Here is a 15,287-nt window from a genome sequence, read left to right on the forward strand (position 1 = left end):
CATCAAGGAATACCCCATGACCTATGGCGCTCGTATTTATAGTCTTATTTCTATTTTGTTTATTTCAGTTTTTATTTCTCATGCTAATGCGGAAAATAAAGCTGTTGCAAAAGTTTCTCAAGCCGCAGTTGCGATTCCCGATAAATATGCTGCAAAAGTAGCTGAAGACATTCTTCTTGCCGGAGGTAACGCTGTTGACGCGGCTATAGCCACAGGTTTCGCATTAGCCGTTACCTATATTGATGCAGGGAATATTGGCGGCGGTGGCTTTATGCTTATTTATATCGATGGCGAAGCCTTGTTTTTAGATTACCGGGAAACAGCCCCTTTAACCGCGCATCGCGATATGTATTTGAATGATGAAAAAGCCGTTATTCAAAACTTAAGTTTAATTGGTGCTAAAGCGCCTGGCGTGCCAGGAACGGTTGCGGGCTTTTGGGAAGCGCATCAACGCTTTGGTAAATTGCCATGGCGTAAGTTAGTAGAGCCGGCAATTAAGTTAGCAGAGCAAGGATTTATTCCAGCCAAAATACTGGTTGATGATATACAAGGCAATTACCAGCGCTTTAATGGCCTGACTAATTTTCAACAGTATTTTGGACATGTTGAACACGGCAAAGTATTTAAACAACCTGAGCTTGCAGCAACCTTAAAACGCATAGCCAAAAATGGCCGCAAAGAGTTTTATCATGGTGAAACTGCAAAACTGTTGGTTAAACAAATGCAGAAAAGCGGTGGTATTATCAGCGCAGAAGATCTTGCCCAATATAAAGCGGTTTGGCGCGAGCCTTTAAAAGCTAACTGGCGCGACTATCAAATTTTGTCTTCACCACCGCCAAGCTCTGGTGGTTTTGGTGTTATCCAATTACTGAAAATGAAAGACTATTTAAGCGAAGAATTTGCAGGCGTTGGTCATAACTCTGAACAGTATGTGCATTTAGTTGCTGAAATGGAAAAACGCGTATTTGCTGATCGCGCTGAATACCTTGGTGACCCTGCCTTTGTTGATATTGACATGACACACTTAATTAGCGACGAATATATCAAACGACGTGCTATGGAAGTACAACCACATGCCATATCGCGTTTAGAGTCGGTTAATCCAGGTCTACAATCACCCAATACTACGCATTACTCAATTGTTGATGCTGATGGCAATGCGGTTTCAAATACCTATACCATTAACTGGGCATATGGCTCGGGTGTTGTGGTTGAAGGCGCAGGCTTTTTATTAAACAATGAAATGGATGACTTTAGTGTTAAGCCAGGTGTCGCTAATATATTTGGCGTAGTGGGTAATACCGCCAATGAAATACAGCCAGGCAAGCGCATGCTTTCTTCAATGTCGCCGACCATTCTTTTGCAAAACAACAAACCCGTTATGGTGATTGGTACGCCAGGTGGCTCGACCATATTCACCTCAGTATTCCAAGCGGTAGTAAATATACTTGATTTTAAAATGACACCGCTTGAAGCTGCTAGCGCTAGTCGTTTTCATCATCAATTACTACCACCTGATTTAATCACGCAAAGCCCTTCGCTTCCGCTGCCCGAAAGTACCATTAAGGCGTTAACCAAGCGCGGTTATCGCGTTGAGCCTCACAGCTGGGAATTTGGTGATATACAGGTGATTTATAAAGATGGAGATAATCTTATACCAGCGTCTGACTCACGCGACAGAGGTGTTTCAAAGGTCATTGATATAAAAAGTGATGTAGTAAGTGATGTAGTAAGTGATATAAAATAAAGGCAATTAGATTCAATTTAGTTAAATTGAGTTGAATTTTTAGGGTCAGCGATTTTCAAATAATGTAGCTGCTGCCCCTATTCAACGGCTATTTTGAGCTTGGTTTCTGAGCCATATCTTTTCTTTGGTCTACCCACTGAATTTCCTTATAGTTAAAGCCCTTTTTAAGCGTGGGCTTTACAATTTCAAAATACGGCGACAAGTCAAAATCCCTTGGAATAAAATGGCTGTAATGTCTTTTCTTTAAACGGTTTTTATTAAATAGTCGATTTTTTAGCTGCGATAAGCCTTTTACGGCTAATGCTTGTTTTTTTGACTCATGACTATCAGGCACATTTAAAGGTAAAATAGGATAACGAATAGACTGAAAAGCCTGCGCAACTAACGTAGAACAAATAACTTTTGTAGGATCACCACTACCAAACTCAAGTAACCTTCGACGAAAACGAAGCGGTACAGGTGGCGTTGGCAGTAAATAGCGCATTAAATCAAATATATTTTTTGTGTCGTATTGCACACCAATTCGATCAGTAACAAATGCGATTAAGGCTTTATTATCGGCTTCGGTTAAACTAACTGGGCGACAAATTCGCATATTAAATCCCGCATATTTATCTAAAGGCACGGTAGTAACACCTTCAACCAAATCAGCTTCTAATAAAGGCTGTAAATCAGGTTTATCGCCAATATAAATACACACATGAGACCAAGTAGATTGAGTCAAATATTTAATCGCGGTACTAATGCGACTATCACCTTCTATTAATAGTAAGTCACCGGGTAAAAGCGTTGCTTTTAATTGTTCAGTAGTAAGCGTACTAAATGTTGTGTAAGAGTCACGGGGTTTATTCAAAAACGTTGCTAATTTATCACCCAGCATGTTGGCAATGCGTGTAAAAACATTCGTATTTTGGTGTTGATTTTTTACTGACATTGCTAATATTTATTCCTTAATAAGCGTTATCTTTTCTCAATATTTATGATTTATATTCATCAGGTATTGATGTAAACAGCATAAACCTAGCACCTTTTGCATGCAACGTTGTAAAGACTTAACACTTAAAGTTTATTTTTAGTCGCTAACGTTGAAAACATAATGATTAGTAGCTATTAGTCTGACAAAAATTAAAACTAAGGTTAAAGCTCAGGCTTATGGAATAACAGATAACGATGAGATGGTTAGTTAAAAAATGCTAACTAAGAGGAATATATGAGTTAGTTCGTAAGTTATGTAGCACAACTTACGAACGCTAATGCGGCTTTAGCTGCCTTAAACTAATTTATGCTTTACGGTCCAAAGATGAGCCAATTCAACAGCAATAGTGGCTGCTGCCAAAGCGGTTACATCGCTATTATCATAGGCGGGAGCCACTTCAACTACATCCATACCAATAATATTAATACCCGCCAACGAGCGCAATATTTTTAAGGTTTTATCTGTCGTTAAACCACCACAAACCGGCGTGCCTGTACCTGGCGCAAATGCTGGGTCTAGGCAATCAATATCAAACGTAAGATAAACCGGCATATCGCCAACCCGACTTTTAATTTGTGCCGCTATTTCATCAACACTCATATCATTGGCTTGCATGGCATTAATAACAGAAAAACCATGGTTTTCCTCTTTATAATTAGTGCGTATACCAACCTGAACAGACTTATCACAGTCTATAAGGTTTTCTTTCGGCGCATGATAAAACATGGTGCCGTGATCATAACAACTGCCATTGTTATAGGTGTCGGTATGCGCATCAAAATGGATCAATGCCATTTTGCCAAATTTTTTCGCATGTGCGCGCAAAATAGGCAAGGTAACAAAGTGGTCTCCGCCTAAAGATAAAACCGTTTTGCTTGAGTCGAGCAACTGCCCTACAGCCGTTTCAACTTGTGTGCAAAAATGCGCCGCATCACCGGGTGCAAATACCAGGTCGCCTGCATCAATTATTTTGCAATTTTTTAATAAGCTAAAAGGCCATGGGAAACGCTTACCTTCCCAAGCTAAATTCACGGTTGCTTGTCTAATGGCTGTAGGACCCATTCGGGCTCCAGAGCGCCCAGTTGTTGCCATATCAAACGGTAAACCTAATACCACAATATCAGCTGATGACGCTGTTGGGTTTTGATCTAACGGCTGACGTAAAAAAGTCATCGCATTAGAGTAAATTGAATCATCAACTTGATTGAAAATATTTTTCATTACATTTATCTCTAAAGATCTTCAAGGTAGGTGTAGCCTTTAAGACCATCAACCAATTCTTTGAAAATTTCATCACCTTCACTTTTCGATAATCTAGCGTCGATAAGTTCAGCATAAGTTCGTTGAAATAATTTCGCGTCTAAGTGCACGTAATTCAACATATCTTCAACGGTATCGCCTTCATTAATTTCTGTAATTTCAGCTTCACCATCATCATTTAAAAACACTACTGCACTGTGAGTATCGCCAAACAAGTTATGCATATCGCCTAAAATTTCTTGGTAAGCGCCGACTAAGAAAAACCCTAATAAGTAAGGTTCGTCTTCTGTCCATGCTGGTACAGGTAAAGTGCTTTCTATACCTTGTCCATCAACATATTGATCAATAACACCATCAGAATCACAGGTAATGTCTAATAACACAGCTCTTTTTTCATGTGATTTTTCTAAGTTATTTAACGGTAACACCGGAAAAACCTGATCTATACCCCATGAATCAGGTAAAGATTGAAACAATGAAAAATTCACGAAAAATTTATCGGCTAGCTTTTCAGCTAAATCATCAATTATTGGTCGATGAAAGCGGTTTTTACTGTCCATTAATAAATTTAATTCATAACAAATACGCAAGTTAACTTGCTCAGACCAAGCGCGTTGCGTTAAATCTAATAACCCCATAGAGAATTGACTATGTACTTCAGCCAAATCACTTTGTGTATCATGATAAATTTCGATCAAGGCACGGTCGTCTTGATTTTCTTTTAACTGCTCTAATGAACGCCACATATTGTTTAGCAGCACAGATTCATCATCTAAAGGCGCAGCTATGTTCTCTGGCTCATAAGATTCAGCGCCAATAACATTCGATATTAATACCGCATGATGAGCTGTTAGTGCTCTGCCCGACTCTGAAATAATCATCGGCATAGGTTGTTCGTAACTCTTACAAATATCACCAATTGTATTAACAATATTATTTGCGTACTCAGCAAGACTATAATTCATAGAGTTATGTGATTGACTGCGTGTTCCGTCATAATCAATCGCTAATCCGCCACCAACATCCATGCACAAAATACCAGCACCTAGGCGTCTAAGTTCACAGTAAAAACGTGCGGCTTCACTTACCCCTAATCTTACATCTCTTATATTGGCGATTTGAGAGCCTAAGTGAAAATGCACTAGCTTTAAAGTATCAAGCATGTCTTCTTGCTTAAGTGTATTTACAACACTCAACACTTGTGAGGCTGACAAACCAAATTTAGATTTTTCACCGCCGCTAGCTTGCCACTTACCTTTACCTTGAGAAGCCAAACGTACACGAATGCCTAAACGGGGCTCTACGTTTAATTTTTTCGCTTCAGATAAAATCATCGCCAATTCAGACATTTTTTCTAATACGATATGTACTTTATGGCCAAGCTTCTCGCCGATTAATGCTAAACGAACATATTCTCGATCTTTGTAACCGTTACAAACAATAACCGATGAAGCTTTTTGCGCCATAGCTAACACAGCCAATAACTCAGCTTTACTGCCGGCTTCAAGCCCAAGTTGGGTGTATTCTTTGTTATGTTGGCTAGCTAAAATTTCATCAACAACTTCACGCTGCTGATTTACCTTAATAGGGTAAACCAATAAATATTTTTGTTGATAATCATAAGCCTCAATCGCCTGATTAAAGGCTTCACATAAACTGTGAATACGGTGATGAATTATTTGCGGAAAGCGCACTAAAGCAGGCAATGTTAAGCCTTTATCTTCAATCATTTTTGCAATAGTCGTTAAATCTACCGTGTGGTTTTGATTTTCGAACTTAGGCGCAACATACACGTTACCGCTATCGTTGATCCCGAAATAGCCCTGACTCCAATGACGTACGTTGTAGTTTGCACGCGCTTGATCAAGATTATCTTTATTCATTAGTTTCCCTTTAGCCTTTTTATTTAAAAATACAGAGGCAGATTATCATTAGTGATTGGCGCGAATTAGAAATTAAGCATGATGTAAAGTCCAACAAAAAAAATAATAATAAATGACAATTATTATTGATTAATCAATCTCTGTTGAGCTTTGACGAGAAGCGACAGATAAAATGAATAACAACGTAGACGCTAAGTTTTACTCAAGATAAACCGTATATTATGTTCAGCTTAACCCTTAGCTTTGTCCTCGCTAAACTTAACTTTTATTAAGTAAGCTAAACTCTGGATAAGCAGCACTTGCTCAATGCTTACTTTTAACCCATTAACCCATTAACCCATTAACCCATTAACCCATTAACCCATTAACCAGGGTTCAGGTTAAGTAAGCTTTTACGTTTTATTAAGATAATAACTGTTAAGATATAAGTATTTTCGCTTATCTCATATCAATAAAAGGTACTAACGTGAATAAAGTTTTTCTGCTGATAATAACCACATTTTTAATAATATTAAGCCCGTCATCACTCCTAGCCGCGCCCAGTAAAGGCCAATATATTCAACCGAATAATTTGTCCCCTAAAGTACGTATAGAAACCACAATGGGCAATGTGATTATTGAACTAGATCGCTACAGAGCGAAGATTACCGTAGATAACTTTTTAGGCTACATATCGCGAGGACAATACGATAAAACCATGATCCATCGCGTAGAAGAAGGCTATCTTATTCAAGGTGGAGGCTTTATGACAAACTACACCGATGTCGAACCAGACACGCCTATTTTTAACGAGTCAGGTAACGGCTTAAAAAACGCAGAAGGTACTATCGCCATGGCTAAGCAGCTAAACGATGCCCATTCAGCGACGAATCAATTTTTTATTAATCTTAACGACAATACAAATTTAGACCCAGGTAGTTCATGGGGTTATGCTGTTTTTGGTCAAGTTGTTGAAGGCTATGATGTACTAGAAGCGATGGCACAAGTAGAAGTAGGTTACAGCGAAGAACTAGGTTACACCACGGTTCCTAAAAAAATGATAACCATTATTAGAGTCGTTATTTTAGATGAAGAAGAATAAATGCTATTGATTTAATTCTAACTCATTATATAAAAAAATGGGGATATCAAATGATATCCCCATTAATTATCAGCTTAACGTTTAGTTTAGCTTTACGCTTAATTATATAAAGTATTAAGCGTCTTTATGAAGATGAACATCCATTTGTGGGAAAGGAATATTCAAACCTTCGTTACCAAAAGTTTTGTATACTTTCTCGTTCATTTCAAAGAAAACAGCCCAGTAATCTGGAGCATTAACCCAAGCACGTACCGTAAAGTTAACTGAGCTATCAGCTAGTGCTGAAACAGCGATAAATACTGCTGGATCTTTTAATATACGGTCGTCTGCATCACATAAACGTTGAATCACTTCACGCGCTTTATCTAAGTCATCACCGTAAGCCACACCAATAGTCCAATCAACACGACGCTTTGGCTCAGTTGAGTAGTTAGTCATAGACGCTGTAGACAAACCACCGTTAGGAATAATAATAGTTTTATTATCAGGTGTTTTTAAAATGGTGTTGAAAATTTGAATTTGAGAAACACTACCAACATAACCTTGTGCGTCAATTACATCACCAACTTTGAAAGGTTTGAAGATTAAGATCATCACACCGCCAGCAAAGTTTTGTAATGTGCCCGACATAGCTAAACCTACAGCTAAACCAGCAGCACCAAGAATTGCAATGAACGAGGTCATTTCAATACCAAGCATGCCCAGTACCGTTATAACAAGCATTACCTTCAGTAAGCCATTAACAATGCCGGTTAAAAATGGCATTAATGATGGATCAGTACCTGCTTTAGTTAGCGCACTTTTAAATACACTACCAATAATTTTGATTATCCAACCACCGACGATCCATACCAGAATGGCACCAATCAATTTCGGGCCATAAAGTAAGCCCATCTCCGTAATTTTTTCTAGCATTTCATCTGTATTCATAATTTTTCCCTGGATTATTTATAACGTAAACAAAAAACTAAATGCTTTATCTACAAATTAAATTTAACTTTTTCTTATATGTTACTGTGAAAGCTGAATTTGTTAAATTACCACAAATTAAAAGTAACAAAATGTAATATAGAATAAATTGACTTACTTTTCTCCTATATTTTGCATTGATATCAGATTTATATGCTATTTAATTTTGAAAATTTACAAACAGTATATAAATCAACCAAAAAAGTCATATATCATGTAAAATTTTCCGCCGCTTAGCTTACAAGTTACAAATAGCTATTATTCAAACAGATAAATAATTGCTGTAAATATAGCCTTAAATGGCTTGAGTATATTAAATAAAAGCTTTCACAAGATTTTTTGGATGCTAGTAAAGCTACTCACGAAATCGAGCGGTTAATTGATTAGAAAGCTGAGTTAATATCTAAATATCAAAGCAAAACACTGATAAATAATGATTAAATTTACATATAAAAAGCAAAATACCGAGGTATAAATCAACCTAAAAACAGCACCTAACTTGTTTGATTTATCACCAAGAAAAAATATTTTAAAATTTAAAAAATAAATATTGCAAAAATTAAAAACTCACATTATTATCCTGCCGCTTTTGTTGATAGCCAATCCGAGTACATTACAAATTTAGTTTGTAGCAAGGCAAATGAGCAACTATCCAAGAGTGAATTTGACTGTGCATAAGCACTATTGATATCACTCAACTGACTCGTAGATAAACCATATCCGAGCGGTTGCATAGGACGTATTACCTACGCCCTTAATTTTGGGGAATACCATGGCTTTATCAACGACATTACAAGATTTTCAACTTAAAATACCTGCAGAAGTTGCAGTTAATCAAGGCGAAAGCTTTGCTTACGTGCAACCAACTAATCAAGAAATTGAACAACTAGCAGCACAGTTTGGTGCGCCTTTAATGGTGCTTGACTGCGAAGCTGTTCGCCATCAATATCACGCGCTTAAAAATGCGCTACCGGGTGTTACGCTACATTTTGCTTTAAAACCTTTACCCTTAGCTGCAGTAGTTCGCACGTTATTAGCTGAAGGCGCAAGTTTTGACTTAGCCACTAGCGGTGAAATTGACTTAGTGGCCAGCCAAGGTGTACCAAGCGAACGCACTATTCACACGCACCCAATTAAACGCGATAGTGATATTCGAGATGCGCTAGCTTATGGCTGCACTGTGTTTGTGGTAGATAACATTAACGAACTAGAAAAGTTTATTGCTTATAAAGACCAAGCTGAAATTTTAGTGCGTTTAAGTTTTCGTAATAAAGATGCTTTTGCTGATTTATCTAAAAAGTTTGGTTGTAGTCCTGAAATGGCAATCGAAATTATAACTTATGCTCAACAATTGGGTATTCGTATTAAAGGTTTGTCATTCCATGTGGGTTCGCAAACGGCTAGCCCAACTAAATACGTTGATGCGATAAATGCTTGTGCAAAAGTAATTACCCAAGTAACAGAACTTGGCTTACCTGCATTAAGCACATTAGATATTGGCGGTGGTTTTCCAGTGCCTTACAGTAATGACGTATTGCCAATTGATATTTTTTGCGCGCCAATTAACGTAGCGCTGGCTCAATTGCCTGAAACTATGCAAGTACTAGCAGAGCCTGGACGATTTATTGTTGCCAGCTGTGTAACGAGTGTTGCATCTATTATGGGGCAAGCTGTACGTGAAGGTAAAACATGGTACTACTTAGATGACGGTATTTACGGTTCATTCAGCGGTTTAATGTTTGATGAAGCGGCGTACCCTATCGACAGTGCTAAACAAGACGGCGAGCGATTTGACTCAGTATTAGTTGGCCCAACATGCGACAGTATCGACGTAGTGCGCGAGTCAATTATGTTACCAAAACTAAACAATGGCGATTTAATTATTAGCCGTATGATGGGTGCTTATACTTTAGCAACCGCTACCGACTTTAACTTCTTCAAACGTGCAGAGGTTGTGGTATTAAACGAGCATGTACTTAGCCAAGAATTAACCGGCTAATAGCTTAAAAACTCCCGCGCAATTGATACGCAGGCTTGTATCAATACACATAAAACGCAGTTAACTACTGCGTTTTTTCTTTAAAAAACGTTAAGTTAGATTAACTATATTTATGATGAATGAGAAAGTAACAGCACTTATTTACTTTTTATGATCCCTTGAATCAGATCATTGAAATTCCCTCTGTTGATTCAAACTGAAACATCTTTACTACTACTTTTGCTATCCAATTACATCTAGCGCAGTCACGTTTACCGGCATACTTGTGAGGCAATTTAAAACTCATTCCTGTCATTGAAGTTTAAATCACTTAAGGTAACCTGAACCTAGACCCAACGCGGAGGACACACCTTCTGGTTCTTAATTCAGCTTAATAGCTGGGTATTTAAATTCAGCTGTAGCGGTAACCCCCTAAGTCAGAAAATGAGAAAAATTTCTTAATTTCGTCCAAATTAATATTTGAGCCCTTATCTGTTGCGGTGGATAGTAATACCTGCAAATATCTGTTATTAATATAGAATAAGTAAGGTGAAAGCTTTTTTCCATAAAAGAGGTGAGTTATCTTTTATTACAATATGTATACAGGGATTTATGCGTCCAGAGCTGAAGCAACAATTAGAAAATGAGCTTTCTAAAATTAAGCACAAAAACTTTCGTGCTTGGTCTATAGCTTTTCTAACCCTAGTTATCTTTCTTTGGTTTATTGTTGGTCTGTCTTCAAAAAGTTCAGTTCCTGTTAATGGTGTTGCTATTAGCCAACATGCATCATTCCGAGAAGATGGTAATAAAATTTACCATGGTTAAAGTTCCTGAAAGAGAGAATTTAGTAAAAGTATCTCTACCTAAACATTTACCCATAAAGCGTAATGTTAAAGTTGAGTTGAGCAAACATAAATCAACTTTATTCGACACTTATAGATTTACGTTTGTACGTTACCTAGAGTAATGTAGACATAATAAGCTAATAAATTATATAAAAGCACTGTACAAGTTACTCAACCTGCTACGTACAATTGGCTCGCGATCTGCAATTAACAGCGTTCACACTCAGTTTATTTTTATTCCCATTAACGAAATTTTTAGCATTCTAGAGAGTATATGGAACTTCCAAGGTTTAAGTATCACCCAGAGCCACTTGTCACAGGCTCAATTGAAAAATCAGCTTGTGTCTGCGCGTGTTGCGGTAAAAAAACTGGTTTTATTTATACTGGCCTTCCTTATTCTGAAGAGGACTTGGAAGATTCAATTTGCCCGTGGTGCATTGCTAATGGTGAGGCGCATAAAAAATTTAATGCCGAATTTACAGATTATGATGCTGTTAGTAATTATGGTATATGGTCTGAAGTTTCTTCAGAGATCAAAGAAGAAGTTGCTTTCCGTACGCCTGGTTTTAGCGGTTGGCAAGAGCACAAATGGTGGACTCATTGTAACGGCGCGGCTTCTTTTATCGGATTGGCAGGCGCCAAAGAAATAAAAGAGCATGGTTCCGATTTAATTGAACAGCTTAAATCAGAAACTATTAATGCTTATGAAATAAGTGACGAGGACTGGAATAACTTTTTTAATGCCTTAGATGTTGATGGCTCACCTACCGCATATATATTTAAATGTAATCACTGCGGTAAATTGGGTGGCTATTCCGACTTTGATTAAAAGAAGGAAGATCTTTTAAAAGGAAAAAAGTAGTTGGTTCTTGTTCAATCGTCGATTATTTTATCCTAAAGCGATAAAAGGTTTGATTGAAAAGAATCTCTTACTAAGTTGATCTATATTGGAAACTAGTGAATGATTTTTATGTTCATACAACCCGTAAAAGTCATTTGTAATGTAATATCGCCTCATATTTCACGTAACAAGTTAATTTGAAGCTCAATGTTTAATAATTTCATCGGCTATTTTTTCTAAAAGAAAAAAACTTAAGCCTCGTTAAACTGCTAAGGAGTAGTATGTCTAAATTTCTATTCGTAATATTAATCGTTTTTTCTAATTCAAGTATTGCTACACAGCAAATCAAGGAAACTTTTATTGTGGCTGGTGTTTCAAACTCAATTGATTCTAATCCTTTGGAAACATTATTCACCTATGAAGAAATACACTTAATGCTTGATTCTAAAGGCTGGTGTTCTGCTAATTGGCGTGGCTATAAAGGTACTTGGGAATTAAAAAACGGTGAATTATTCCTTAATTCTTTTGTTAAAGGCGCATGTAGTGACAATCCACCATTAATAGATCCAGTTTTATTCTTTGGTGAAAAAAAATATCCTGTTAAAGCAAAGTGGTTTAACGCGAAAATTGAAGTTCGTTTAAGTGAAAATAGATACACGAGTTGTTTAACTTTAGAGGGTGAAGAAGTAACAACCGGATATAACTATGATGCTATGGTATATGAGTTTTCAGCGGGCGATTTTGTTTATAAATCAAAACAAAAAATTGAACATGTGTGGCAGCGAAATCTAAGTTGTTCAAGCCGAAATTAACAAGAAACACATCCTAAATTACTTTACCTTTATGATGAGTGTAATTTTAAAATTTTTAGTATATCGAGTAATGAAATACCTAGTTTCCTTGAGCACTTTAGCATAAAGCTTCTCGCTATTTTTGTTAATGGGAAGGAGATAAAGTTATCGCCAATTGAGTTCATATATACTGAAGATATTGGAATTGCACCATTAAATTGTTGAAATAACAACACGTACATAAGTAACACTGAGCAAGCTTATTAATCATTCGCTATGAAAAACATTCACCGCTTTGGTTATTCGCAAACTCGCTAAGGTTTCTGCTTCGTCAGGCGAAAACTTCTGAATTTGAGCAAAAAGAAGTTCCAAAGTAGCCATAGCATCATCAAGTGCATTATGAGCTGGTACAGCAGGCAAACCATATCTTGCACGACACACCGGCAATACCACTGAATTAGGTGGTGGTGGTCTTAAATGTCGAGTTAATTGGTACAAACCAAATGTTAACGTGTCTAATGTTACGATAGTAGGTAACGGTAAACCTAGTTCGCGAAAAACTCTTTGTAAAATGTTCATATCAAGATTGGTACAATGAAATACCCAAATATGGCTTTGTGCATAGCGCTTAAGCTTTTCTAAAACTTCACGTACCGGTTCGCCCTGCGCAATATCATCAGCCGTTAAACCATGTATAACAGGGCTTTGATGCAAAGGTGCTCTGGTAGACACTAACTGATAAAAACAACTCTGTAACTGAATTTGATTCCCTTTGCCTTCAACCCAGCCAATAGATAAAATTTTAGCATCGGCTAAATTCATCGATGTCAGCTCTAGATCGATACTCAGAAAAGGTATTTCCGATAAACGCTTATCTCGCCACTGCGGAGGTATTGAATGTTGAGGCCGTAACCAGCGATTAAATTTTTGCCACATAAACGCGCTACCTTTGATCATTTATGCACTACCACCAGCAAACTTAAATAATGCAGCTTGTTGTGTTCGGCGAATAACGCGGAAAGCTTCTTTAAGTTGATATTTTTCTATCGACGACAAATCACTCATTGATAAATAGTTGTCTTTAGCATTATTTTGAGTTTGATGACGCCAGCGCAATCGATTAAGTAAAAGCCATACGTCACGCAAGTTTTTTACATTTTGGCTTGAAAGTTCAGGTTGGTTCATTAAGCTTTCAAGGCGTAATGGAATTGCAGGCATAGTCAAGCCATTGGCAAGCGAGTACACCCTCACCAAATCATTAATTATAGCAACACCACTGTGCTTTAAATCAATACAATCTTTTTTAGGCAAGCCTTTCTTGTAGCTGAACTTTTGAAATACCGATAATGGCACCATTGATTTGCAAGCATGCCTTGTTAATGCAGCCAGAAAGCGAGTTTGTTTAAATAACGGGGCACGCGCCTGATGTAACTGAGTAAGTAAATGAATATTACCTGCAACACCTCGTACATCTAGGAATATATTACAGTTTAGAATAGCTTCTGGTGTTGGTGATTGTACCCAATTTTCAGCTTCTTTTATTGCTTGGTTTACTGACAATCGTAGCAAGGGGTTGCTCGCCATAATATTGCCTGTACACAATCTAATACCGCATTTATCTAGCCCTCTACATACATATTCAGCTAAATCGGCAAAGTATTGAGCGGCTTGTTCGTCAGGTTCAGTAGCCAGTAGTAAACCATTATCTTGATCCGACCCCATAGTTTGGTCTTCTCTTGCTTGCGAGCCATAAACTAGCCAGCAATAATCCATTGGCGCAGCACCATGCTCTTTCACAAAGAAGGTGATTAATTTTCGGGTCATAATATCAGTAGCTTGAGAAAGTACTTTGCCTGCTATATCAAAATCCCCTAAACGCTTTGCGTGTTTAGAAAAGTATTGAGGTAACTGCCACGATAACCGAGACAACTCGTGCATAGAGGTTGCTTTTGATAACGCTTTTACCAGTAACAACACATTACTGCGTTGATGGCGGATCATATCGGTGGCCGTTAAAATTCCTACAGGCATTTCACTGTCTTTATCTATAATTGGCAAATGGTTGACGTTGTGCTCTGTCATCATGCATAAGGCATCAAACAAGGTACGTTGATGTGTTATTTTTGCAGGTTCAGTGGTCATAATGCTACTTAAGGGCTGCTGTACATCAACTTGCTCAGCCACCACCCTGTTACGTATATCTCGGTCAGTAATAATGCCGGCCAAACGCTGATTATCGGTTATCACCAAAGACGAAACACAATGTTTTGCCATTAACCGAACGCCCGTTAAAATACTGCTATTTAAATCGGCACTGATCATCTCTTGAGCTAAAGCTTCATGAACCGGTTTATACATCCATATAGATGTTGAATCATCAAGCTGCTCACTATGAATTTTTTCTGCGCTATAATGACGAAAAAAGCTACCAATGCCCGGTTGAACCGATACACACCACTCAAAAGTTTGAGCCGGAATACAATAAACTAAGCCTGGGCTGTCTACTGTCATCGTGATTAAATGATCTTCTTTATGTAGCACATTGCCACAGCCAAAATAATCTTCTTCGCTTAAATGTCTGGTCTTTTCAGGAGAGTCTTTCACTGAAAATTGGCCACTATTTATTAAAAATAGCGAACCACGTTGCTGTTCGAGTATTTGTTCAGCATCACCTTTGCTGATGTAACAAACGGTAATTGTTGAAGCCAAATGGTTTAATTGATCTTCTGTAAGTAAATCAAAAGGAGCTGATGAGCCTAAAAACTCTAGTGTTTGCTGGGGAATATGAATCACGAACTCTCTCTTTTAATAGTAAAATGTAGTAACAAATACGATAAACAAAACACCAATGAAACCTAATTTTTCATCATTATAATACTAGATTACTTACGCGACATTTGATAAAAAATGTAATTG

General features: G+C 37.5%; 12 protein-coding genes. 6 read left to right on the forward strand and 6 right to left on the reverse strand.

Features of this window, described 5'->3' with window-relative positions; genetic code table 11:
- Nucleotides 1–16 precede the first annotated feature (16 nt).
- Entirely contained in the window at nt 17–1,747 is a 1,731-nt protein-coding gene (gene ggt / locus B6A32_RS12700; RefSeq protein WP_085304644.1) for a gamma-glutamyltransferase, read from the forward strand.
- 88 nt (nt 1,748–1,835) lie between these two features.
- On the opposite strand, the gene B6A32_RS12705 is transcribed toward ggt, so the two are convergent.
- The 3 genes from B6A32_RS12705 to speA all read right to left on the reverse strand — a co-directional run bounded on the left by B6A32_RS12705 (nt 1,836) and on the right by speA (nt 5,866).
- Complete coding sequence (locus B6A32_RS12705) at nt 1,836–2,681, reverse strand: YiiX/YebB-like N1pC/P60 family cysteine hydrolase (protein ID WP_085304645.1); 846 nt, start codon at nt 2,679–2,681, stop codon at nt 1,836–1,838.
- A gap of 336 nt (nt 2,682–3,017) precedes the next feature.
- Entirely contained in the window at nt 3,018–3,944 is a 927-nt protein-coding gene (gene speB, locus B6A32_RS12710) for an agmatinase (protein ID WP_085304646.1), read from the reverse strand.
- 11 nt (nt 3,945–3,955) lie between these two features.
- Nucleotides 3,956–5,866: a biosynthetic arginine decarboxylase gene (speA, locus tag B6A32_RS12715; RefSeq protein ID WP_085304647.1), complete on the reverse strand. Its 1,911-nt coding sequence runs from the start codon at nt 5,864–5,866 to the stop codon at nt 3,956–3,958.
- Nucleotides 5,867–6,332: 466 nt separating this feature from the next.
- Between speA and B6A32_RS12720 the strand changes: the two genes are divergently transcribed.
- A complete protein-coding gene (locus B6A32_RS12720) occupies nt 6,333–6,947 on the forward strand; it encodes a peptidylprolyl isomerase (protein ID WP_233131414.1) in 615 nt (204 codons plus the stop codon).
- 114 nt (nt 6,948–7,061) lie between these two features.
- On the opposite strand, the gene B6A32_RS12725 is transcribed toward B6A32_RS12720, so the two are convergent.
- The gene (locus B6A32_RS12725) at nt 7,062–7,877 is read right to left on the reverse strand and encodes a mechanosensitive ion channel family protein (RefSeq protein WP_085304648.1); all 816 of its coding nucleotides are present in this window, start codon (nt 7,875–7,877) and stop codon (nt 7,062–7,064) included.
- An 811-nt stretch (nt 7,878–8,688) separates the two neighbouring features.
- Here B6A32_RS12725 and B6A32_RS12730 point away from each other — a divergent pair.
- The 4 genes from B6A32_RS12730 (at nt 8,689) to B6A32_RS12745 (ending at nt 12,392) form a co-directional block, all read left to right on the forward strand.
- Complete coding sequence (locus tag B6A32_RS12730) at nt 8,689–9,915, forward strand: type III PLP-dependent enzyme (RefSeq protein ID WP_085304649.1); 1,227 nt, start codon at nt 8,689–8,691, stop codon at nt 9,913–9,915.
- Between the two features lie 591 nt (nt 9,916–10,506).
- On the forward strand, nt 10,507–10,719 hold the full coding sequence (locus B6A32_RS12735) for a hypothetical protein (protein ID WP_085304650.1): 213 nt from the start codon (nt 10,507–10,509) through the stop codon (nt 10,717–10,719).
- A 294-nt stretch (nt 10,720–11,013) separates the two neighbouring features.
- Complete coding sequence (locus tag B6A32_RS12740) at nt 11,014–11,568, forward strand: CbrC family protein (RefSeq protein ID WP_085304651.1); 555 nt, start codon at nt 11,014–11,016, stop codon at nt 11,566–11,568.
- A 293-nt stretch (nt 11,569–11,861) separates the two neighbouring features.
- A complete protein-coding gene (locus tag B6A32_RS12745) occupies nt 11,862–12,392 on the forward strand; it encodes a hypothetical protein (protein ID WP_085304652.1) in 531 nt (176 codons plus the stop codon).
- 246 nt (nt 12,393–12,638) lie between these two features.
- Here B6A32_RS12745 and B6A32_RS12750 read toward each other — a convergent pair whose 3' ends face one another.
- Nucleotides 12,639–13,328 (reverse strand): 3'-5' exonuclease, encoded by a 690-nt coding sequence (locus B6A32_RS12750; protein WP_233131415.1) that lies wholly within the window; start codon nt 13,326–13,328, stop codon nt 12,639–12,641.
- Nucleotides 13,329–15,164, reverse strand: coding sequence for a DUF294 nucleotidyltransferase-like domain-containing protein (locus B6A32_RS12755; RefSeq protein ID WP_085304653.1), 1,836 nt, complete (start codon nt 15,162–15,164; stop codon nt 13,329–13,331). It lies immediately after the preceding gene.
- Nucleotides 15,165–15,287: the final 123 nt, after the last annotated feature.

The sequence above is a fragment of the Colwellia polaris genome, from assembly GCF_002104515.1.
In the GTDB taxonomy this organism is placed as follows: domain Bacteria; phylum Pseudomonadota; class Gammaproteobacteria; order Enterobacterales; family Alteromonadaceae; genus Cognaticolwellia; species Cognaticolwellia polaris.

What these genes read in the sequence shown, in the direction of transcription:
- B6A32_RS12740 (WP_085304651.1), top strand. Translation starts at nt 11,014, where the DNA reads ATGGAACTTCCAAGGTTTAAGTATCACCCAGAGCCACTTGTCACAGGC.
- B6A32_RS12735 (WP_085304650.1), top strand. Translation starts at nt 10,507, where the DNA reads ATGCGTCCAGAGCTGAAGCAACAATTAGAAAATGAGCTTTCTAAAATT.
- B6A32_RS12705 (WP_085304645.1), bottom strand. Translation starts at nt 2,681, where the DNA reads ATGTCAGTAAAAAATCAACACCAAAATACGAATGTTTTTACACGCATT.
- ggt (WP_085304644.1), top strand. Translation starts at nt 17, where the DNA reads ATGACCTATGGCGCTCGTATTTATAGTCTTATTTCTATTTTGTTTATT.
- speA (WP_085304647.1), bottom strand. Translation starts at nt 5,866, where the DNA reads ATGAATAAAGATAATCTTGATCAAGCGCGTGCAAACTACAACGTACGT.
- B6A32_RS12750 (WP_233131415.1), bottom strand. Translation starts at nt 13,328, where the DNA reads ATGATCAAAGGTAGCGCGTTTATGTGGCAAAAATTTAATCGCTGGTTA.
- B6A32_RS12730 (WP_085304649.1), top strand. Translation starts at nt 8,689, where the DNA reads ATGGCTTTATCAACGACATTACAAGATTTTCAACTTAAAATACCTGCA.
- B6A32_RS12725 (WP_085304648.1), bottom strand. Translation starts at nt 7,877, where the DNA reads ATGAATACAGATGAAATGCTAGAAAAAATTACGGAGATGGGCTTACTT.
- speB (WP_085304646.1), bottom strand. Translation starts at nt 3,944, where the DNA reads ATGAAAAATATTTTCAATCAAGTTGATGATTCAATTTACTCTAATGCG.
- B6A32_RS12745 (WP_085304652.1), top strand. Translation starts at nt 11,862, where the DNA reads ATGTCTAAATTTCTATTCGTAATATTAATCGTTTTTTCTAATTCAAGT.